The organism is Sphingomonas hankookensis (assembly GCF_028551275.1).
In the GTDB taxonomy this organism is placed as follows: Bacteria; Pseudomonadota; Alphaproteobacteria; order Sphingomonadales; family Sphingomonadaceae; genus Sphingomonas; species Sphingomonas hankookensis_A.
This window is the reverse complement of the sequence record NZ_CP117025.1, coordinates 2,410,001-2,432,121: the sequence shown is the minus strand read 5'-3', so window position 1 is coordinate 2,432,121 and position 22,121 is coordinate 2,410,001. Positions and strand designations below refer to the sequence as shown.

16 protein-coding genes and 1 pseudogene (1 of these 17 cut by a window edge) are annotated in these 22,121 nt (G+C 67.8%); 7 read left to right on the top strand and 10 right to left on the bottom strand.

Annotated elements, in window-relative coordinates; genetic code table 11:
- Nucleotides 1–3: 3 nt before the first annotated feature.
- The 7 genes from PPZ50_RS11375 to PPZ50_RS11345 form a co-directional block, all read right to left on the bottom strand.
- Entirely contained in the window at nt 4–690 is a 687-nt protein-coding gene (locus PPZ50_RS11375; protein WP_066689864.1) for a response regulator transcription factor, read from the bottom strand.
- Nucleotides 690–3,362, bottom strand: coding sequence for a sensor histidine kinase (locus PPZ50_RS11370; protein ID WP_066689865.1), 2,673 nt, complete (start codon nt 3,360–3,362; stop codon nt 690–692). The genes PPZ50_RS11375 and PPZ50_RS11370 overlap by 1 nt, the downstream gene beginning before the upstream one ends.
- Nucleotides 3,362–3,943, bottom strand: a complete 582-nt coding sequence (kdpC, locus tag PPZ50_RS11365) for a potassium-transporting ATPase subunit KdpC (protein WP_066689866.1) — start codon at nt 3,941–3,943, stop codon at nt 3,362–3,364. The genes PPZ50_RS11370 and kdpC overlap by 1 nt, the downstream gene beginning before the upstream one ends.
- An 11-nt stretch (nt 3,944–3,954) precedes the next feature.
- Nucleotides 3,955–5,991, bottom strand: coding sequence for a potassium-transporting ATPase subunit KdpB (kdpB, locus tag PPZ50_RS11360; protein ID WP_420794413.1), 2,037 nt, complete (start codon nt 5,989–5,991; stop codon nt 3,955–3,957).
- Between the two features lie 8 nt (nt 5,992–5,999).
- Nucleotides 6,000–7,703, bottom strand: a complete 1,704-nt coding sequence (gene kdpA / locus PPZ50_RS11355; protein WP_066689867.1) for a potassium-transporting ATPase subunit KdpA — start codon at nt 7,701–7,703, stop codon at nt 6,000–6,002.
- A gap of 12 nt (nt 7,704–7,715) precedes the next feature.
- Nucleotides 7,716–7,805, bottom strand: coding sequence for a K(+)-transporting ATPase subunit F (gene kdpF / locus PPZ50_RS11350; RefSeq protein ID WP_066689868.1), 90 nt, complete (start codon nt 7,803–7,805; stop codon nt 7,716–7,718).
- 110 nt (nt 7,806–7,915) lie between these two features.
- The gene (locus tag PPZ50_RS11345) at nt 7,916–8,773 is read right to left on the bottom strand and encodes a TorF family putative porin (RefSeq protein WP_066689869.1); all 858 of its coding nucleotides are present in this window, start codon (nt 8,771–8,773) and stop codon (nt 7,916–7,918) included.
- 159 nt (nt 8,774–8,932) lie between these two features.
- On the opposite strand from PPZ50_RS11345, the gene PPZ50_RS11340 reads away from it, so the two are divergent.
- The 7 genes and pseudogenes from PPZ50_RS11340 to cobA all read left to right on the top strand — a co-directional run.
- Nucleotides 8,933–9,514, top strand: coding sequence for an ANTAR domain-containing response regulator (locus PPZ50_RS11340; RefSeq protein WP_066689895.1), 582 nt, complete (start codon nt 8,933–8,935; stop codon nt 9,512–9,514).
- Nucleotides 9,511–10,722, top strand: a complete 1,212-nt coding sequence (locus tag PPZ50_RS11335) for a CmpA/NrtA family ABC transporter substrate-binding protein (RefSeq protein ID WP_066689870.1) — start codon at nt 9,511–9,513, stop codon at nt 10,720–10,722. The genes PPZ50_RS11340 and PPZ50_RS11335 overlap by 4 nt, the downstream gene beginning before the upstream one ends.
- A gap of 321 nt (nt 10,723–11,043) precedes the next feature.
- Nucleotides 11,044–12,288 (top strand): nitrate/nitrite transporter, encoded by a 1,245-nt coding sequence (locus PPZ50_RS11330; RefSeq protein WP_066689871.1) that lies wholly within the window; start codon nt 11,044–11,046, stop codon nt 12,286–12,288.
- Nucleotides 12,289–12,311: 23 nt separating this feature from the next.
- Entirely contained in the window at nt 12,312–14,792 is a 2,481-nt protein-coding gene (gene nirB / locus PPZ50_RS11325) for a nitrite reductase large subunit NirB (RefSeq protein WP_157092717.1), read from the top strand.
- The gene (gene nirD / locus PPZ50_RS11320) at nt 14,789–15,127 is read left to right on the top strand and encodes a nitrite reductase small subunit NirD (RefSeq protein WP_066689873.1); all 339 of its coding nucleotides are present in this window, start codon (nt 14,789–14,791) and stop codon (nt 15,125–15,127) included. The genes nirB and nirD overlap by 4 nt, the downstream gene beginning before the upstream one ends.
- Before the next feature lie 113 nt (nt 15,128–15,240).
- Entirely contained in the window at nt 15,241–17,829 is a 2,589-nt protein-coding gene (locus PPZ50_RS11315) for a nitrate reductase (RefSeq protein ID WP_066689874.1), read from the top strand.
- A pseudogene (gene cobA / locus PPZ50_RS11310) lies at nt 17,819–18,547 on the top strand (uroporphyrinogen-III C-methyltransferase); the annotation flags it as partial. The gene PPZ50_RS11315 and the pseudogene cobA, both read left to right, overlap by 11 nt.
- Nucleotides 18,548–18,864: 317 nt before the next feature.
- On the opposite strand, the gene PPZ50_RS11305 reads toward cobA, so the two are convergent.
- The 3 genes from PPZ50_RS11305 to PPZ50_RS11295 all read right to left on the bottom strand — a co-directional run.
- Entirely contained in the window at nt 18,865–20,868 is a 2,004-nt protein-coding gene (locus tag PPZ50_RS11305; protein WP_066689876.1) for a S9 family peptidase, read from the bottom strand.
- A 147-nt stretch (nt 20,869–21,015) separates the two neighbouring features.
- A complete protein-coding gene (locus PPZ50_RS11300; RefSeq protein WP_066689877.1) occupies nt 21,016–21,870 on the bottom strand; it encodes an MBL fold metallo-hydrolase in 855 nt (284 codons plus the stop codon).
- 54 nt (nt 21,871–21,924) lie between these two features.
- Nucleotides 21,925–22,121: the final stretch of a manganese catalase family protein gene (locus tag PPZ50_RS11295; protein ID WP_066689878.1), read on the bottom strand. The gene runs 658 nt beyond the window's last position; the window shows 197 of its 855 coding nt (coding positions 659–855); its start codon lies beyond the right edge, outside the window; it ends in the stop codon at nt 21,925–21,927.

Here is a 22,121-nt window from a genome sequence, read left to right as displayed (position 1 = left end):
CGGTCAGCTGTCAGACCGCAGCCGATAGCCGACGCCCAGTTCATTGGCGATGACGCTGCCGACCGGGTCGGGGGCTTCGAGCTTCTGGCGCAGGTTGCGGATGATGATGCGCAGATATTCGATGCGGGGGTCCTCGTCGCCACCCCAGCAGGTCGTCAGCAGCCGTTCGTGCGTCACGATGCGGCCGATGTGGCGGGCGAGTTGCGCCAGCACGTCATGTTCCTTGCGGGTCAGGTGGAGCTCGACCCCGGCGCGGAATACGGTGCGACGATCCAGGTCGATGCGCAGGTCGCCGCGCTCGACGATCTGCCGTGCGGGGTCGTTGGCGCGGCGATGCCGCAGCGCGACCCGGAGGCGCGCGAGCAGTTCCTCGGTATCGAACGGCTTGGTGACGAAGTCGTCGGCGCCGAGGTCGAGCGCGGATACCTTTTCCTCCACGGCATCGCGCGCGGAGACGACCAGCACGACCGCGTCGCCCTGCGCACGCAGCAGCGGGATCAGGCTCAGTCCGTCGCGGTCGGGCAGGCCGAGGTCGAGCAGGACCGCGTCGGGGCGTTCGGCTGCAGCTTCGTGCAAGGCATCCCGACCGTTACAGGCGTCGACGACGTCATAACCTGCGCGGACCAGGGTGTTGCGGAGTAGACGGCGGATGGCGGCTTCGTCGTCGACGACGAGAATTTTCGCGGGCATCAGTCGGCGCTCCCCGCGACGTCGCGCAGCAGCAGGGCGGGCGGGAGGATCAGTGAGAAGATAGCGCCGGCGCCATCGGGTCGGTTCGCGGCGGTGACGGTCATCCCCATCGCTTCGGCAAAGGCCTTGACGATGGCAAGGCCCAGCCCGGTGCCGCCGGCCGAGCGATCGGTCCCCTCCAGCCGGGTAAAGGTTTCGAACACGCGCGCCTCCTGTCCGGGGGGAAGGCCCGGCCCCTGATCGCGGACCGACAGGCTGATCTCGCCATAGCGGTTGCGCCCTTCGATCACGATTTCGGTGCCCGGATCGGCGTAACGCCCGGCATTGTCGAGCAGATTGAGCAGGCAATGGTGCAGTAATTGCGGATCGACGCGCACCAGCGGCAGATCGGGCGGCACGTCGAGGCGGACGTCATGCCCCGCCAGCGCATCGCGCGCGTCGTGCGCGGCCCCGGCGACAGCATCGCTGAGGTCGGTCGCCTCGACCTTCAGCCGGATCGCGCCGGCCTCCACCCGCGCCATGTCGAGCAGGTTGGCGACGAAGCGGTTCAGCCGCGCCGCTTCCGACCGGATCGTGCCGACCAGTTCGGGCGTGACGCCGTGGCCCAGCTGGTCGGCGGCGACCATCACGGCGGTCAGCGGGGTGCGCAGGTCGTGGCTGACCGACGACAGCAGTGCGGCGCGCAGCCGGTCGCGGGTACGGACGGCGTCGACGTCGCGCATCTCGGCCTGCAGGCGCAGCCGTTCGAGGACGAGCGCGGATTGGTCGGCGAGGCTGGAGAGCAGGGGAAGCTGGTCGGGGCGGACCGGATTGCCGCCACTTTCATTGGCGATGGCCAGTACACCGACCCTCCGTTCGCCGGCCTTCAGCGGGTGGAACAGCCATTCGGAGGCGGTGAGCGTGCCCGATCCCTTGCCGGCAGGCGTGCCGGTTTCATAGGCCCAGTTTGCGGCGGCGTGGTCCATGGTGTCGAGCCGATAGGCCGGGTCGGTCGCGGCAAGGATTGCGACGTTGCTGGCGCGATCCGGTCCCAGCAGCAGCACCTGTACGCCGAGCAGCCGTCGAACATCGTCGCAGATCATCCGCGCGGCGGTGTCGATGTCGTTTACGCTCGCGATCTGGCGCAGGAAGCCGGCGAGCGTCGCGTTGGTCCGCGCGCTGGCGGCGGCAAGATCGGCCTGCGCCCGCACGCGCGCGGTCAGCTGGCTGGTCGCGACGGCGACACCGAACAGCACCACGACCGACACGATATTTTCGGGATTGCTGATGCTGAGCGTGCCGACCGGTGGCAGGAAGAAGAAGTTGTAGGCGAGGCTGGAGGCCAGTCCGGCGAACAGGCCGGTGCGAAGCCCATGCAGGCTGGCGGCGACCATCACCGGGAGCAGATACAGCATCCCGATATTGCCGAGTTCGAGGATGTGGAACAGCGCGCTGGCGATCGCGGTGATGCCGGCGACCATCGCGGTAGTCAGCGCGTAGCCGGTGGCCGTACCCCAGGGATGTATCGGGCGCTGTCGGCGGCTGTCGGGCGGCGCTTCGCCTTCGACCGGCAGGACGTGGATCGTCACGCCCGGCGTGTCGCGCACCAGCCGGTCGACGACCGATCCATGCCGCAATTCGAACCAGCGCGACCGGCGCGACTTGCCCAGCACCAGCTGGGTCGCGCGGGCATCGGAGAGAAAGCCGCGGATGCCGTCCACCACATTGGGCGCCGGCACGGTCGCGACCGCTGCGCCGAGTTGAGTCGCGAGGGTCATCGTCGCAGCGACGCGGGCGTGCTGCGCCGGCGTGAAGGCGGCGGTGCGCGGGGTTTCGACGAACAGCGCGGTCCAGGGGCCGCGCAGGCCGTCGGCAACGCGCTTGGCCGCGCGGACCAGATTGTCGGCGCCGGGCAGTTCGTTGATCGCGACGACGATCCGGTCGCTGCCCGCCCAGGTCCCGCCCAGCCCCAGCGCGCGAACATCGTCGAGCATTCGGGCGTCGACCGCCTGTGCGGCGCGGCGCAGCGCCAGTTCGCGCAGCGCCGAGAGGTTCGATTTGGAAAAGAAATGGTCGAGCGCGCGGGTGGCCTCCTGCGGCAGATAGACCTTGCCCGCCTTCAGCCGGTCGATCAGCTCGTCGGGAGGGATATCGACGACCTCGATCTCGGCGGCTTCGAGGATGCTGTCGGGCACGGTTTCGCGGACGCGGACCCGGGTGAAGCTGGCGACGACGTCGTTGAGGCTTTCGACATGCTGGATGTTGAGCGTCGAATAGACCGAGATGCCGGCGGCCAGCAGTTCTTCGACATCCTGATAGCGTTTGGGATGGCGGCTGCCCGGTGCGTTGGTGTGCGCCAGTTCGTCCACGAGGACGAGGCGGGGGGTACGGGCCAGGATGGCGTCGATGTCCATCTCGCCCAGCGTGCGGCCTTCATAGGCGACGTCGCGACGGGGGACGATTTCGTGCCCACGGGTCAGCGCCTCGGTCTCGACCCGGCCGTGCGTCTCGACGACTCCGACCACCACGTCGACGCCGTCGCGTTTGCGCGCCGCCCCTTCGGACAGCATCTCATAGGTCTTGCCGACCCCCGGCGCCGCGCCGAGGAAGATCTTCAGCCGCCCGCGCCCCTCCTGCGCGGCGGTGCGCAGCAGGGCGTCGGGGTCGGGACGGTGCGGGTCGGCTGGCGGCATCAGCGCGGGGCGGGGGCCAGCCGGTCGAGTGCGCGGTTGAGCGCGAGGACATTGACAGTCGGGTCGCCGAGGACGGAGGTTTCGGTGGTCTCCGTCACGAGGCGGCGGACCGCATCGACGCCGATCCCGCGTACCCGCGCGACCCGGGGCGCCTGTGCCAGCGCGGCGGTTGGCGACAGGTCGGGGTCGAGCCCCGATCCGCTGGTGGTCACGAGGTCGGCTGGCAGGGGGCCGTTCACCGCTTCCGCGCGCTGCTTCGCCACGTCTGTCGTTACGCGTTCCATCAGCGCCTTGGACGTCGGGCCGAGGTTGGAGCCGGACGAGGCGAGTCCGTCATAGCCCTTGCCTGCCGCCGATGGACGGGTCTGGAAATAGCGGTCGGTGGTGAAGGCCTGTCCGACGACACTCGACCCGATCACGCGGCCGGCGTCGTCGCGGACCAGGCTGCCATTGGCCTGCGCCGGGAAGAGCGCCTGTCCAATCCCGGTCATCGCCAGCGGATAGCCGAGGCCGAGCAGCGTGGCGAACAGTAGCGTCATCACGATGGCCGGCCGCAGCGCGGAGGAGAAATCCTTGTTCATGTCCGTCTTCCTTACGCGAGGCCGAGGCCGCTGACGACGATATCGATGAGCTTGATGCCGAAAAACGGCGCGACCAGCCCCCCCAGACCGTAGATGGCGAGGTTGCGCGACAGCAGCGGCCCCGCCGCCATCGGCTTGTAGGTGACACCCTTCAGCGCCAGCGGCACCAGCATCGGGATGATGACCGCATTGAAGATGATCGCCGACAGGATCGCCGATTGCGGCGAGGCCAGCCCCATGACGTTGAGCACGCCGAGCGTCGGGTAGAGCGCGACGAACATCGCCGGGATGATCGCGAAATATTTCGCGACGTCGTTGGCGACCGAGAAGGTCGTCAGCGCCCCGCGGGTCATCAGCAACTGCTTGCCCAGCCCCACGACCTCGATCAGCTTGGTCGGATCGCTGTCGAGATCGACCATGTTGCCCGCTTCGCGTGCGGCCTGCGTGCCCGTATTCATCGCCACGCCGACATCCGCTTGGGCAAGGGCGGGGGCGTCGTTGGTGCCGTCGCCGCACATCGCGACCAGCTTGCCGCCCTGTTGTTCCTTGCGGATCAGCGCCAGCTTGTCCTCCGGCGTCGCTTCGGCGAGGAAGTCGTCGACCCCGGCTTCCGCAGCGATGGCGGCGGCGGTCAGCGGGTTGTCGCCGGTGATCATCACCGTACGAATCCCCATGGCGCGCAGTTCGCCGAAGCGTTCGCGGATGCCGGCCTTCACCACGTCCTTCAGGAAGATCGCGCCGAGCAGCCGGCCGTCCTTCACCACCGCCAGTGGCGTGCCGCCGGCCCGCGCAATCTCATCGGTGATGCGGCGCAGTTCGGTGGCGGCTGCGGTGGCGCCGGCACCGCCGCTCACCTTCAGGATCGAATCGACCGCGCCCTTCTGGATCACGGTCTCGCCGTCCCGGATGCCCGACACGCGGGTCTGTGCGGTGAAGGGAATGACCTCCGCGCCCGACGGCATCGTCAGTCTCAGGTCGAACCGGTCGCGGGCGAGGACGACGATCGAGCGGCCCTCGGGCGTCTCGTCGGCGAGGCTGGCGAGCAGCGCCGCCTCGGCCAGTTCGGCCTCGCTGGTGCCGCCGACCGCGCGGAACTCGGATGCCTGACGGTCGCCGATGGTGATCGTGCCGGTCTTGTCGAGCAGCAGCACGTCGACATCGCCCGCCGCTTCCACCGCGCGGCCCGATTTGGCGAGCACGTTGAAACGGACCAGCCGGTCCATGCCGGCGATGCCGATCGCCGACAGGAGCGCGGCGATGGTCGTCGGGATCAGCGTGATGAGCAGCGCGGCGAGGATCGCGACGGGGATGTTGCCGCCGGCATAGCTGGCGAACCCCGGAATGGTCGCGACCGCGATCAGGAAGATGATGGTGAGGCCGACGAGCAGCAGCGTCAGTGCGATCTCGTTCGGGGTCTTCTGCCGCTCCGCTCCCTCGACCAGCGCGATCATGCGGTCGAGAAAGCCCTTGCCCGGCTCGACGGTCACGCGGACGCGGATTTCGTCGGAGATGACGCGGGTCCCGGCGGTGACGGCGGAACGGTCGCCGCCCGCCTCGCGGATCACCGGCGCGCTCTCGCCGGTGATCGCCGCTTCGTTGACCGAGGCGACGCCCGACACGACCTCGCCGTCCGACGGGATCAGGTCGTTGGTTTCGACCAGTACGACGTCGCCGACGGTCAGCGCGCTTGCCGGAACGGCGTCATAATTGCGTCCATCGCCACGCAGCCGCTTTGCGGTCAGTTCCGCCTTGGTCGCGCGCAGCGATGCCGCCTGCGCCTTGCCGCGCCCTTCGGCCAGTGCCTCGGCAAAGGTGCCGAACAGGACGGTCAGCCACAGCCACACGACCAGTTGCAGCTTGAAGCCGGCGGTCAGGCCGTCATTGCCGACGACGAGCAGGATGGTGAGCAGCGCCGCGACGGTCGCGGTCACGAACATGACCGGATTGCGCACCAGTTCGGCCGGGTGCAGCTTAACGAACGAAGCCCGACACGCCGGCACGATCAGATCGGCGGTGAACAGGCTCTTGCCTTGGGATTGTGCCACCATGGCTCCCCTTAGAAGGATTGACCGCGGATCATCGCGAGATGATCGGCGATGGGACCGAGCGCGAGGCTCGGCAAGAAGGTCAGGCCGCCCAGCACCAGGATGATGCCGACCAGCAGCCCCACCCACAGGCCGCCGGTGGTCGGGAAGGACCCGGTGCTTTCCGGCGTATGCTTCTTGGCGGCGAGGCTGCCGGCGATGGCCAGCATCGGCACGATGACGAAGAAGCGGCCGAGCCACATCGCGACGCCCAGCATCCCGTTGTACCAGGGCGTGTTGGCGGTGAGGCCGGCGAAGGCCGATCCGTTGTTCGCGACCGCGCTGGTGAAGGCGTAGAGGATTTCGCTGAACCCGTGCGGCCCCTTGTTGAGCGGCCCGGCCAGCCCCTGTTCCAGCACCGACGACAGCGCAGTGAGGCCGAGAATGGCGAGCGGGAGGACGGCGATGGCCAGCACCGCCAGCTTCACTTCGCGCGCCTCGATCTTCTTGCCGACATATTCGGGCGTGCGTCCGACCATCAGTCCGGCGACGAACACGGCGAGGATCGCGAACAGCAGGAAGCCGTAGATGCCGGCGCCCACGCCGCCGATCACGACCTCCCCCAGTTGCATGTTGAACAGCGGGATCAGGCCGCCCAGCGCGGTGAAGCTGTCGTGCATCGCATTGACCGCACCGCACGATGCCGCCGTCGTGACCACCGAGAAGAGTGCGCTGGCGGCGATCCCGAAGCGGACTTCCTTGCCCTCCATATTGCCGCCTGCGACACCAAGGCTGTGCAGCATCGGGTTGCCTGCGGCTTCCTGCCAGTAGGTGACGGTCGTGCCGGCCAGGAACAGGATCATCATCGCGGCGAGGATCGCCCAACCCTGACGCGGGTTGCCGACCGCCTTGCCGAAGGTCCAGGTCAGCCCGACGCCGATCACGAAGATCGACAGTATTTGGATGAAGTTGGTCAGTGCGGTCGGGTTTTCGAACGGGTGCGCCGAATTGGCGTTGAAGAAGCCGCCGCCATTGGTGCCGAGCATCTTGATCGCTTCCTGGGATGCGACCGGACCCAGCAGGATCGACTGACGTGCGCCCTCCAGCGTCTGGACGTCGACGACGCCGGCCAGCGTCTGCGGCACGCCGCTGGCGATGTAGAAGACCGTCAGCACGACACAGAGCGGGAGCAGCAGGTAGAGCGTGATGCGGGTGATGTCGGCCCAGAAATTGCCGATCGCCTTCGCTTCCCGCCGGGCAAAGCCGCGGAACAGCGCGAACGCCAGCGCGATGCCGGTCGCCGCCGACAGGAAATTGTGGATCGTCAGCCCCAGCATCTGGCTGAGGTTCGACATGGTGCTCTCACCGCCATAGCTCTGCCAATTGGTGTTGGCGGTGAAACTGATCGCGGTATTGAACGACAGATGCTCACCGACCGCCGCCAACCCCTGCGGATTGCCCGGCAGTACCGCCTGCAACCGCAGCACGGCATAGGTTAAGAACATCAACACGGCGTTGAACACGAGCATGTGCACGGCATAGCGCCGCCAGCCCTGTTCCTGGCTCGGATCGATGCCGGAAAGACGGTAGAGGCCCCGCTCGACGGGGCCGAGGAGGAGATGGAGCGGCGTACGACGGCCTTCGTAGAGCGCGTGCAGCCACAGGCCCATCGGCTTGGCCAGCGCCAGCAGGATGCCAACGAAGCCAAGAATCAGGAGCCAGCCCTGAAATGTCATGGAACCGCCCCTTCAGAAGCGTTCGGGGCGGATCAGCACCGCCACCAGATAGACGAGCAGCCCGAGCGCGGTGATCGCGGCGAGCCAGAGGTCGAGGGTCATCGCCGCCCCCTCACGCGTTGTCGCACAGGCGGACATAGGCGAGCGTCAGCGCGACCAGTCCGACCATGACGGCGAGCCAGAGAATATCCTGCATGATGGTCGCTCCCGATTCAGAAGGCGGCCGTCAGCGCGACGACGACCGTCCCGCCGGCGATGTTGCCGCTGCCGTCCTGTCCGCGGCTGAAGCTCGGGCGGAGATAGGCGGCGTCACGGTCGGAGAGGTCGGTGTCGACATAGCTGACGTTCAGGGTAAGGGTGCGCCAGGTCGCGTCCGCGCCCAGCGACCAGTCCCAATAGCTGCCGGTCGGTGACACAGCGGTCGCGTTGGGGCCAAGCCCGTCCTGACCCCAGCTGTGGCCGATATGCGCCTTGGCGGTGATCGGGATGCCGGTGACGGGGAGGGCGGCGTCGCCCCACAGGTAGAGATTGTCGTCCTTCGCGCCCGGGCGGGTATAGACCCCGCGTGCCGCATCGGCGCCGGTTGCATACCATTTCCCGATCGCCTCCTGCTTCGGCGCATAGGCGGCACCCGCGGTCAGCGTCGCGGGGCCGGCGGTGCCGGTCAGCCTGGCATAGGGTTCGGCGAAGTCGGTCTTGTCCGCCCCGCCGGGATAGACATACCAGGTCAGGCCGACGTCGAGCGTCGCACCGTCGGCGATCGCCGTCTTGTAGCCGGCGATCAGGTCCAGTTCCATGTTGGCGCCGCCGAACGTGCCCCATCCGGCAAGGTTCGATGCCCAGGTGCCGATATACGCGCCGCTGTCGTGTGCGATGGTAATGCCGCCCTGTACCGCCATTTCCTGATCCGACTGCGAGACGCCCCGGAAACGATAGTCGGAAGCGACGGCCGCCGATCCGCTGACGGTGACGCTGGCCGGCGGTTCGGTCGGTTCGGGCGCGGCCTGGGCGTAGGTGGTGGTGGGAAATGCGGCCAGCGCCAAGGCGATGGCGGCGGGACGGAACGTCATGGATGTTACCCCTATGTCGAGGCGTCCGTCACGCGACGGCGCCTTACGGGGTGCGCGATTAGGCGCATGGGGCGTATCAATTCGAGAGCGATTCCGTTCGATCGCATAGTGCTGGCGTATAGTTGCCGCATCCGGCCGATCGCGGTAGTCGAGGCATCCGTGAGGATCGCAATCATCGACACCAGCAGCACGCGCGCGGCGATCATCGCCGAGGGCCTGGCGGAAGCGGGGCTGGACGATCAGGTGGTGATCGATCCCGCCGGACCGATCGTCCGCCAGATCGAGGCATGTTCGCCCGAAGTCGTGCTGATCAACCTCGAAAATCCGGGCCGCGACCTGCTTGAGGATTTCTTCGCCATGTCGCGCGCGCTCGACCGGCCGATCGCGATGTTCGTCGATCAGTCCGATGCGGACAGCGCGCTGGCGGCGGTCGATGCCGGAGTGTCCGCCTATGTCGTGGACGGGCTTGCCAAGCAGCGGATCAAGCCGGTCCTCGATGTCGCCATCCGCAGGTTTGAAGCCTTTTCGCGGTTGCAGGCCGAGCTGGCCGAAGCGAAGACAGCGCTGGCCGATCGGCAGACGATCGATAAGGCCAAGGCGATTCTGATGCGGCGGCGCGGGATCGACGAACCCGCCGCCTATGCGCTGCTGCGCGGCCACGCGATGCAGTCGAACCGCCGCATTGCCGAAGTGGCGGAGGCGATCGTCACCAGCGATGCGCTGATGGGGGATTTGCCATGACGACCGAGCGTTTCCGTATCGGCTTCCTGCCGCTCGTCGACGCCGCGCTGCCGATCCTGGCGCACGAACTGGGCTTTGCCGAGGAACAGGGCGTCGCGATCGATCTCGTCCGTGACGTGACCTGGGCGGCGGTGCGCGACCGGCTGCTCTATGGCCATACCGATGCGGCGCATATGGTCGCGCCGCTCGCCATCGCGTCCAGCCTGGGCCGCGACCGGCCGGCGGTGCCGATGGCGGTGCCGTTCGTGCTGGGGCTGAACGGCAATGCCATCACCTTTTCGACCGCGTTGGGCGAGGCGTGCGGGCTGGGTGACGAACTGGGCGATCCGGTCGCCGTGGGTGCGGCGCTGAAGGCTGTGGCGGAAGCGCGTGCGTCGGCGGGGCGAAGGCTGCGCTTCGGTGTCGTCCATCGCTATTCCAGCCACAACTATATGCTGCGCTACTGGCTGGCGGGAGTCGGCATCCGACCGGATATCGATGTCGAGATCGTCGTGACCAGCCCGCCCTTCGCCGCCGATGCGCTGGCGGCGGGCGAGGTGGACGGCATCTGCGTGGGCGAGCCGTGGAATTCCATCGCGGTGGATCTCGGCGTCGGGAGGATCGCGCTGGCGACCGCGCAGATATGGCGGCGGGGCGTCGAGAAGGTGCTGGCGATGCGGGCTGATACCGCTGCCGGGCGGGGCGACGCGACGTTGCGGCTGATCCGCGCATTGCACGCTGCCGCTGCGCATTTCGTCGATCCCGCGACGGTCGAACAGAGTGCTGCGATCCTTGCCCGCGACGCCTATCTCGACGCGCCGGTCGACGCGATCCTGCGGGCGATCACCGACCGCATCCGGGTGGTGCCGGGCGGGGCGCCCGTTCACTATCCGGACTTCATGTTCCAGTATCGCGAGGCAGCGAACTTCCCGTGGCGCAGTCAGGCGGCGTGGCTTTATGCACAGATGGTTCGCTGGGACGGGCGGGGTTTTGATGCCGGGGACGCGGCGATCGCGGCGGCAACATTCCGGCCGGACCTGTATCGAGCCGCGCTGGCCGGATCGGGCGCGCCGTTGCCAGGCGCCAGTTCGAAGCTGGAAGGGGCGCTGGGTGGGCCGATCGGGGCGGGCTCGACGCAGGGTCGGTTGATGCTCGGCAGCGATCGGTTCTTCGACGAGCGGTCGTTCGATCCGGATGACATTCCGGGGTATTTGGCTGGTTTGCCATAAGTCGGTGCCTCTAGCCGTCGCCTCGGGGCAAGCCCGGCGTGGCGATGAAGGCTTTGGTTTCGCGCTGTTACCAACGCAATTTTGCTGCGTCTGCGAAAGCCTCTTGTATCCGATCCGCGAATCGGGCAGCTTGATCGCAGCCCGGCAATGGCGTCGGGCACGCAATAGCAGCGACAAGCCTCTCCAGCGCCGGGGAGGTTCCCGCTGACGGAGTACGGGCATCGGCCCGTCATCCGACACAGGCAACGAAGCCGCCAGAACGCGCCCGACTAGGGCCGCCGTTCTGGCGGCTTTTTTCGTTTCCGGCTCTGGGAGGCAGGAATGGCAACGGCATATTGGCAAGACACGCAGGTTGAGCGCGAAGGCAGCGACAGTTTCTGGAACAGCGGGCACAAGCCGACGCTGATCGCCGCGTTCCTGTACTTCGACCTCGCGTTCATGGTGTGGGTGTTGCTCGGGCCGCTCGCGCCCGACATCGCACTGACGCTGGGGCTGTCGCCCGCGCAGAAGGGGCTGATGGTCGCGGTGCCTACGCTGGCGGGCGCGGTGCTGCGGGTCGTCAATGGCCTTGCGGTCGATCGGATCGGGCCGAAGCGCGCCGGGGCGATCAGCCAGATCATCGTCATCGCCGGCCTGTTCGTCGCGTGGCTGCTGGGCGTAAACAGCTTTGGCGGCACGCTGGCGCTGGGCGTGATCCTCGGCTTTGCCGGCGCGTCCTTCGCTATCGCCCTGCCGCTTGCGAGCCGCTGGTATCCGCCGGAGCATCAGGGCAAGGCGATGGGCCTCGCCGGCATGGGCAATTCGGGCACGGTGCTGGCCGCATTGTTTGCGCCTGCGCTCGCCAAGCTGTTCGGCTGGAACACCGTGCTGGGCCTGGCCTGCATTCCGCTGACCCTCGTCTTCTTCGCCTATATGGTGATGGCGAAGGACGCGCCGAATGCACCCGCGCCGCGTTCGCTGACCGCCTATCTCAGCCCCCTGAAGCAGGCCGACGCCTGGTGGCTGATGGGCTTCTATGCCGTGACCTTCGGCGGGTTCGTCGGGTTGGCGGCCAGCCTGCCGGTCTACTTCACCGATCAATTCGGGCTCTCGACGATCGCGGCCGGCTATTGCACCGCCGCCTGCGTCTTTGCCGGGTCGCTGGTGCGGCCGATGGGCGGGGCGCTGGCCGACAAGGTCGGCGGCGTGAAGGCGCTGACCGCCGTGTTCGCGGTCGCTGCGCTGGCGCTGGTGGGAGTGAGTGCGGCGGGCAGCGTCGAGGCGGCACTGGCGCTGTTCGTGCTGGCCATGCTGGCGCTCGGCACCGGCAACGGCGCGGTGTTCCAGCTGGTGCCGCAGCGTTTTGCCGCCGAGATCGGCGTAATGACCGGACTGGTCGGCATGGCCGGCGGGGTCGGTGGCTTCTACCTCGCCTCGTCGCTCGGCCTCGCCAAGCAATGGACGGGGAGCTTTGCGCCCGGCTTCCTGATCTTCGCCGCGCTGTCGGTCCTCGCGCTGGGCGGACTGACGCTGGTCAAGGCCGGCTGGCGCCGCCGCTGGGCGACCGCCGACGGCGTGCGGATCTGATCCCTCTTCACCGGATGATAGTCATGCAACACGAACCCATCCAAAGCCCGCAAGGCGACACCCGCGAGCACTTGATCGTCATCGGCAACGGCATGGCGGGATGCCGCGCGGTCGAGGAATTGCTGGCGCGCGATCCGAACCGGTACCGGGTAACGATCTTCGGTGCCGAACCGCTGGTGAACTATAACCGCATCATGCTGTCGCCGGTGCTGGCCGGCGAGAAGACGTTTGACGAGATCGTCATCAACGGCCTCGACTGGTATGCCGACAATGGGATCACGCTGCTGAGCGGCGATCCGGTGATCGCCATCGACCGCGCCGCGCGGACGGTGACCAGCCGCAGCGGCCTGACGCTCGACTATGACCGGCTGCTGATCGCGACCGGGTCCGATCCGTTCATCATCCCGGTGCCCGGCAAGGACCTGCCCGGCGTCATCAGCTTTCGCGATATGAAGGATGTCGAGCATATGCTGGCGGCGGCCGACCGGGGCGGCAGCGCGGTGGTGATCGGCGGTGGGCTGCTTGGGCTGGAGGCTGCACACGGGCTCAGCTTGCGCGGCATGAAGGTGACCGTGCTGCACATCATGCCGACGCTGATGGAGCGGCAACTGGACGAAGCCGCCGGCTGGTTGCTGAAGACCGCGCTGGAGGCGCGCGGGCAGACGATCCTGACGGGGGCCGACACCGCCGCAATCGTTGGCGACGGCAGGGTCGAGGCGGTGCACCTGAAGGACGGGACGGTCATCCCCGCCGATCTGGTGGTGATGGCGGTCGGTATCCGCCCCTCGGTCGCACTGGCGCGCGAGACGGGGCTGGACGTCGGGCGCGGGATCAAGGTCGACGACCATATGGTGACGAGCGATCCTAACGTTCTGGCGGTCGGCGAATGTGTCGAGCATGACGGACAGGTCTATGGCCTCGTTGCGCCGCTGTGGGACATGTGTCGCGCGCTGGCCGACGGGCTGGTCGAGGCACCCAGCGGCTACAAGCCTGCTGCCACCTCGACCAAGCTCAAGGTAGCCGGGCTGGATGTGTTCTCCGCAGGTGATTTTTCGGGCGGCGACGGCGCGGAGGACATCGTGCTGCGCGACGCCTCGCGCGGCATCTACAAGCGGGTGGTGGTCAGGGACGACCGGATCGTCGGTGCGGTGCTCTATGGCGATACCGCCGATGGCAACTGGTATTTCGACTTGCTCAAGAAGGGCGAGAGCGTTGCCGATATCCGCGACGCCCTGATCTTCGGTCAGGCCTTCGCCTCGGGAGGGGGGCAGGCGGACCCTAAGGCGGCCGTTGCGGCGCTTTCCGACGATGCGGAAATCTGCGGCTGCAACGGCGTGTCCAAGGGCAAGGTCTTCGCGTGCATCGATGGCGGCGCGCACAGCCTCGACGCGGTGCGATCGGGGTGCAAGGCGTCGGCGAGTTGCGGGTCGTGCACCGGTATCGTCGAGAGCCTGCTGGCGCTCAGGCTGGGCGGCGAGGTCGAGGCAGGGCCGAAGACCATGTGCAAATGCACCAGCTTCGGCCATGACGACGTGCGTCGGGAGATCGTCGCGCAGGACATGCGCTCGATCCCCGAGGTGATGCAGAAGCTGCACTGGTCGACGCCCGACGGCTGTTCGTCGTGCCGTCCGGCGCTCAACTATTATCTGCTTTGCGCGCTGCCGGGCGAGTATAAGGACGATCAGCAGAGCCGCTTCGTCAACGAGCGGATGCACGCCAACATCCAGAAGGACGGGACCTATTCGGTCGTGCCGCGCATGTGGGGTGGCCTGACCAACCCGACCGAACTGCGCGCGATCGCCGATGTGGTCGAGAAGTTCAACGCGCCGATGGTGAAGGTCACCGGCGGCCAGCGGCTCGACATCTTCGGGATCAAGAAGGAGGACCTGCCTGCCGTCTGGGCCGATCTGAACGCCGCCGGGATGGTCAGCGGCCATGCCTATGGCAAGTCGCTGCGCACGGTGAAGACCTGTGTCGGCAGCGAATGGTGCCGCTTCGGCACGCAGGATTCGACTGGCTTGGGCGTCAAGATCGAGCGCGCGACCTGGGGGTCGTGGATGCCGCACAAGTTCAAGATCGCCGTGTCGGGCTGCCCCCGCAATTGCGCCGAGGCGACGATCAAGGATTTCGGCATCGTGTGTGTCGACAGCGGCTATGAGCTGCATGTCGGCGGCAATGGCGGGATCAAGGTCCGTGCCACTGACCTGCTCTGCAAGGTCGCGACCGAGGCGGAGGCGATGGAGATGTGCGCTGCCTTCATCCAGCTCTATCGCGAGGAGGCACGCTATCTTGAGCGGACCGCACCTTGGATCGAGCGGGTCGGGCTGACCTACATCCAGTCGCGGCTGCTGCCCGATGCGGATGCGCGGGCCGAACTGGCGCGGCGATTCGTCCATTCGCAGCAATTCTCGCAGGACGATCCGTGGGCGGCGCGCGTCGCGGGCGAGGAGCGCGAAATCCATACGCCGATGGCGCGCTTTCAGCCCGTGGGAGAGATGGCATGATCGGCGAGTGGCTCGATATCGGCTGGGTCGAGGAAATCCCCCTGCGCGGCAGCCGCACGGTGCAGGTTGATGGCGGCGACGATATCGCGGTGTTCCGCACCGGCGAGGGCAAGGTGTTCGCGCTGCGCGACCGTTGCCCGCACAAGCATGGCAAGCTGTCGCAGGGGATCGTCCATGGCGGCGCGGTGGCGTGCCCGCTGCATAACTGGAGGATTTCACTGACGACCGGCGAAGCGCTGGGCGAGGATCGCGGGTGTACGCCGACCGTGCCGGTCAAGGTGAGCGGTGGACGGGTGCTGATCTGTCGGGCTTCCACGTTGCAGGCGGCGGCGTGAGCGGGATTGGAAAAGCCCTCACCCGGAAGGGGAGGGGGGCGGGTGTCTCACCGAGGCAAGCGCTTGCGGGAACGCCCCTCTCCCAACCCTCTCCCCTTCTGGGAGAGGGCTAGATGACTGTACGCACCACCTGCGCCTATTGCGGCGTCGGCTGCGGCATTCGCGCGACCGTCACCGGTGAGCGCAGCGTGCGGATCGAGGGCGATCTGGACCACCCGGCCAATCGCGGGAAGCTTTGTTCCAAGGGCACGCACCTGGGCGAGACGGTCGGGCTGGAGGGGCGGTTGCTCCATCCGATGATCGGTAAGCGGCGGGCGAGTTGGGACAAGGCGCTCGATCAGGTCGCGCGCCGGTTCCGCGAGACGATCGAGCGGCATGGGCCGGGCAGCGTCGCCTTCTATGTCTCGGGCCAGCTGCTGACCGAGGATTATTACGTCGCCAACAAGCTGATGAAGGGGTTCATCGGGTCGGCGCATATCGACACCAATTCGCGGCTGTGCATGTCGAGCGCGGTGGCCGGGCACATGCGGGCATTCGGCGAGGATGTCGTTCCGGCATCCTATGACGATCTCGACGTCGCCGACCTGATCGTGCTCATCGGGTCGAACACCGCATGGTGCCATCCGATCGTCTATCAACGGATCCGGGCGCGCTGCGATGCGGGCGCCAGGCTGGTCGTGATCGATCCGCGCCGCACCGAGACCGCCGAGCAGGCCGACCTGGACCTCGCCATCCGGCCGGGCAGCGATGTGGCGTTGATGAATGGGCTGCTGGCGTGGTGTCGCGAGGCGGGGGCGCTCGATACCGATTTCCTCGACCGGCATGTGATGACGCCCGACGGCTTTTGGGAGCAGGTGGGTGAGGGCAGCGACCTGTGGTCGGTTGCCCGGGCCTGCGATGTGCCTGCCGCCGATCTGCGCCGCTTCTACGAATGGTTCGCGGCGACTCCGCGGACCGTGACCATGTTCAGCCAGGGGGTGAACCAGTCGCTGACCGGCACCGACCAGGTGAACGCGATCATCAACGTCCACCTCGCGACCGGGCGTATCGGCAAGCCCGGCGCGCAGCCCTTTTCGATCACGGGGCAGCCCAATGCAATGGGTGGGCGCGAGGTCGGCGGGCTCGCCTCGACGCTGGCGGCGCACATGGATTTTGCCGAGGAAAACCGGGCGCTCGTCCAACGCTTCTGGGCGTCGCCGACCATGGCGACCAAGCCGGGGCTGAAGGCGGTCGACCTGTTCCGCGAGCTGGGCCATGGCCGGATCAAGGCGTTGTGGGTGATGGCGACCAACCCCGCCGTGTCGATGCCCGATGCGGGGCGGGTGCGCGAAGCGCTGGCGGGGTGTCCGTTCGTGGTGGTGAGCGACGTGATCGCCGACACCGATACGTCGGCCTTTGCCCATGTCCGGCTGCCGGCGGCGGCGTGGGGGGAGAAGGACGGGACGGTCACCAACAGCGACCGGACGGTCAGTCGCCAGCGGGCGCTGTTCCCGCTGCCGGGCGAAGCGAAGCCCGACTGGTGGATCATCAAGGAAGTCGCCCGGCGCATGGGGTGGAAGACCGCCTTCGCCTACGACCGGCCGGCGGAGATCTGGCGCGAGCATGTCCGGCTGTCGACCTATCGCAATGACGGTAAGCGGCTGTTTTCGCTGGCCGGGCACGGTGCGGGCGGCAATGCCGAGTATGATGCGATGACGCCGTTCCGGTGGGGGGGCAAGCCGTTTGCGGATGGGCGCTTCCCGACCGGGGACGGGCGGGCGAAGTTGGTGAAGGTTACGCAGAAGGCGATTTCGGAGCCGCTCAAGGACTGGCCGCTGACGCTGAACACCGGGCGGTACCGGGATCAGTGGCATACGATGACGCGGACCGGATTGGCGCCGAAGTTGGCACGGCATCGCGAGGAGCCGCTGGTCGAGGTGCATCCGGACGACGCCCGCCGGCTGGAACTGGTCGATGGCGGCCTGGCGCGGTTGGCGACGCCGCAGGGGGAGAGCCTGTACCGGGTGCAGGTCACCGACAGCCAGCGGCCGGGCGAGCTGTTCACCCCGATCCATTGGACCGACCGGACGTCGAGCGGCGGGCGCACGGGGTTGCTGCCGCGGCCGTTGACCGATCCGGTTTCCGGCCAGCCGGGGTTCAAGTCGACCCCCGCCAACATCGGCGCGGTTGCCACCGAATGGCGCGGCTTCCTGATCGTCGCGGGCGAGCCGGTGCGCCGTCCCGACTGCCTGTGGGCGACGCGGGTGGCGGTGCCGGCGGGGAGCCTGTGGGAGCTGGCCGGCAATGGCGATGCCGCGCGGCTGGAGGCGTGCCTGCCGGCCGGCGAGCGGATCGAGGCGGTCGACCGGGCGCGGGGCACGCGGCGGATCGCGGTGCTGGCCGAAGGGCGGCTGGTCGCCGCGCTGTTCGTGACCGAGCGCGGGGAGCTGCCGAGCCGCGACTGGCTGATCGGGCAACTGAGCGAGGCGCAGGCCGCGCCGACGGTGCTGGCCGGACGTGCGCCGGGCGCGGCGGTCGATCGTGGGCCGATCATCTGTTCCTGTTTCGATATCGGCATGCGGACCATCGTCGCAGCGATCCGGGATCAACGGCTGGCCGATGTCGCCGCGATCGGCGCGGCGATCGGCGCCGGGACCAATTGTGGATCGTGTCGCCCGGCACTCGCCCGCCTGCTTACCGAGGAGAAGACCCATGCCGCATGACGATTTTCCCGCCGGGTCGGTGTGGCTGGTGGGGGCGGGGCCGGGCGATCCCGACCTGTTGACGCGCAAGGCGGCGCGGCTGATCGGCGCGGCCGAGGTCGTGTTCTACGACGCATTGGTCGGGCCGGGCGTGCTCGACCTGATCGCGCCGGGTGCCGAGCGGGTCAGCGTCGGCAAGCGGTCCGGGCGGCATTCGAAGGATCAGGGAACGATCGATGCGCTGATCGTCGCCGCCGCGCTGTCGGGCAAGCGGATCGTGCGGTTGAAGGGCGGCGATCCGGCGATCTTCGGCCGGACGGCGGAGGAGGTTGCCGCCTGCAACGCCGCCGGCGTCGCGGTCCGCATCTGTCCGGGGATTACGGCGGCGAGCGCGGCGGTGGCGTCGGCGGGCACCAGCCTGACGCTGCGCGGGATCGCGCGGCGGCTGACGCTGGTCACGGCGCATGCGCAGGCGGGACAGCCGATCGATCTCGACTGGGACGTGCTGGCCGCACCCGATGCGACGCTGGCGATCTATATGGGGCGGGCGGCGGCGGCGACGGTGGCGCAGCAACTGATCGCGGCCGGGCGCGCGGCGGAGACGCCGGTGCTGGTGGTGGTCAATGCGTCGTTGCCGGATGAACGGATCATTCGCGGGCGGCTGTCGGCGCTGGCGTTTCTGGTCGAGGCGATCAGTGCGAGTGATCCGGCGGTGTTGATCGTGGGGAGGCGGTGGCGGGGGCGCGCCGTCGAGGGTCGCGCGGGGGACGGCACTTTCGGTCGTCGGATAGAGCGGGCTAGCAAGTATCCTCCCCGGTACGGGGAGGGGGACCGTCGCCGGAGGCGATGGTGGAGGGGATTCATTGCGCAAAGCAACGGTGCCGTATGCGGACGCCCCCTCCACCATGCTGCGCATGGTCCCCTTCCCCGTGCCGGGGAGGATCCGTTGCTCGCGGAGCATTTCGCTGGAAAAGCGGGACCCCGGGTCAAGCCCGGGGTGACGTTTGGCGGGAAGGGGGCACCGCCATGCCGAAGGGCATGGCGGTGCTGCGCAGGTCAGTTGCCCTTGGCGCCCGGCGCTACCGCGCCCTCTACACTGCCGGCCTTCACCTGCGCGGTCGAGGCGGCCAGCGCGCCGCCGATCGGTTCGGCGCGGCCGCCGAGGCATTTGGCGAGGAAATTCTCCGCCACCGCGTTGAAGGCGATGTTGTTCGCCGGGCGGGCGAAGCCATGGCCTTCGTCGGGAAAGACGACATAGGTGACCGGAATCTTCTTCGCCTGCATCGCGGCGACGATCTGGTCGCTTTCGGCCACGTTGACGCGGGGATCGTTGGCGCCCTGTCCGATCAGCAGCGGCCGCTTGATCGCATCGGCATAGGTCAGCGGGCTGCGTTCCTTCAGCAGCGCCTGACCCTCCGGCGTGGTCGGATCGCCCATGCGGCGGTACATCTGCTGCTTGCCCGCCTCCCAATAGGGCGGAATGGTCTTGAGCAGGGTGAACAGGTTCGACGGGCCGACGATATCGACGCCGCAGGCGAACTTGTCGGGCGTCATCGTCAGCCCGGCGAGCGTCGCATAGCCGCCATAGGAACCGCCCATGATCGCGACCTTGTCGCTGGTCGTGACACCGCGCTTCACCGCCCAGTCGACGGCGTCGATCAGGTCGTCGTGCATCTTGCGGCCCCATTGCCGGTCGCCGGCCTGCACGAATTTCTTCCCGAACCCGGTCGAGGCACGGAAGTTGACCGACAGCACCGCATAGCCGCGATTGGCGAGCCATTGGTGATAGCCGTTATAGCCATAGCTGTCGCGGCCCCAGGGTCCGCCATGGACGAGCAGCACCATCGGCGTGGCGCCGGTCGCGCCTTTGGGCCGGGTCAGATAGCTGACCATCGACAGCCCGTCGCGGGTCGGAATGTCGACCGGTTCCATGCCGACCAGCGGTGCGCCGACCAGTTCGGGACGCGGGGTGTAGAGCGCGGTCAGTTTGCGGGCGCGACGGTCGTAGAGCCAGGTGGACGACGGCGCGCTGACCGGATCGAAGGTGACGAGCCATTTGTCGTCGGCATCGGTGCGGGTGCCGATATAGAATTCGCCCTTGTTCTGCGCCTTCAGGAAGGCGAGGTCCGCCTTCACCGCTTCGCCGACCGGGACATATTCATTGCGGTGGAAGTTGACGGAATACGCCTCCACGACGCCGGTCTTCGGATTGGTCAGCCCGGCGCCGACATCGGCCCGGTCGCTCGCGCCGATGGTGGTGAACTTCCCGGTCGCCATGTCCTGCGCCAGCAGCGCGACGGTATCGCGGCCGCGGGCGTCGCCCCAATAGAGCGTCTTGCCATCGGTGGTGAAACCATAGGGGATGGTCGTCGAGGCATCTTCATAATCGACGCGGGTGAAGGGGGTCGCCTCCACCTTGTTGTCGGTCACCCGGTAATAGTCCATGCCGCTGTCGGCGCGCGGCTTTACGGCGATGCGCACGCGCAGCTGGTCGTCGGTGATGAAGCCGGCATAGCCGTCATTCTGAAGCACCGGCGTCAACTTGCCGGTGGCCAGGTTCAGTTCCTGTACGTCGTGCCAGCGCGGGTCGCGATTGTTGACGCCGAGGAGGATACGGTCCTTGATCGTGTCGGACATGCCGATGACCTGCACGGTCGTCTTTTCGAACGGAGTCAGCGCCCGTTGCCGGCCGGTCGTCAGGTCGACGCCGTAGAGCAGGAAATTCTCGTCGCCGCCCTTGTCGTTCACGAACAGGATCTGCCGCGAATCCGGCGACCAGAAATAGGATCGGATCGGGCGCTTCGTCTCGGCGGTCAGGGCGCGGGCTTCGTTCGGGCGGTCGACCGGCGCGACCCAGATGTTCTGCACGCCCCCCTGCGGCGCGATGAAGGCGAGCCATTTGCCATCGGGCGACAGCCGGCCGTTGGTGCGCGTGGGGTTGCCGAAGAGCTTGGTACGCTCGATCAGCGGCACGTCGCCCGTCGGGGCGGCATAGGCCGCGCCCGCGATCGACAGCAGTGCCGCCCCGCTCAACGATCCCAGCAGAATTGACGTACGCATGGCCTTGTCCCCCCGTTATGTAGTGTATTGCCAGTACACCACACCCTTTCCGGGGCGGCAAGGGGATATCGTTATCGAAACGGACGGCCGGTTACCCGCGGGGTCGGGCCGTCGGTGTGGCCTGCCCCGTCACGACCCAGCGCAGGATCAGAGCGGCGTTCCGGCCTGACAGTGCTCCAGCTCGACCGGATCATGGGCACACACGATGCTGAAGTCGCCCCGTTGGTCGACGGACAGGGCGCGCAGGCGCTCCTGGTTCGCCATGCGGCGATCGGCATCGACCTGCATCAAGCGCTGATAGGCGCGCAGCCCGGGGGTGCAGCGGCGGCGCGCCCGACGCATCTCGCCCCGGTAGAAATAGGCGTCGCCGGCGTGGAGCAGCCACCGGCCGTCATCGCCGCGTACGGCCACCCCGGCATGGCCCCAGCTATGCCCGGGTAAGGGGACGAGGAGGATGTCGGACGGTAACCCGTCGAGATCGCGGACCGCGTCGAAACCGAACCACGGCTCGCCCGGCGCACCATAGCCGCGCCAATGACGGACGTCGTCGAACTGGCGCGTGCGCCAGCGATTGCGCGCGACGATGCCGGTCTTGGGTCTGGTCGCGTCGTCATATTCACGCTGCATGACGTGGACGGTCGCGTGCGGGAAATCCTCCAGCCCGCCGGCGTGATCGAAATCGAGATGGGTCAGCACGATGTGCCGCACGTCCTGTGCGCGAAAGCCGAGCGCCTCGATCTGGCGAATGGCGGTTTCTTCCTCGCGCAGGCGGATGTTGAGCAGCATCCGCCATGGCAGGGTGATGCGCGGATCGGGGCGGGCATGGGCATGGGCGACGTCGCGCAGGCCATAGCCGGTATCGACCAGTACCAGCCCGTGCGCGTCGGTTTCGATCAACAGGCAATGGCAGACGAGATGGCCGAGCAGCCCGTGGCTGCGCCCGTCGAACAGCGCCCCGCCCAGGGGGCAGTCGCTGCCGCAGTTCAGGTGATGGATTCGCATGGACGCGGTCCTTGGCAAAGGGGCGGGGATGGTGAGGCATCCCCGCCGGTCGCGTCAGCCGATCTGCTGGTCCTGTGCGCCGCTGTCAGGGCGCGCGGGACCCAGCACCGGTTCCTGGCCGAGCGGCTTGTTCTGGAACACGGTGAATTCGTCGCGGCCGTCCATCGTCGGGCCGGCGGTCCAGCGCCCTTCGGGGTACGTGCCGTCGACCGAGGTCGCGTAGAAGTTATAGTTGTTCGCCTGATCCTCCA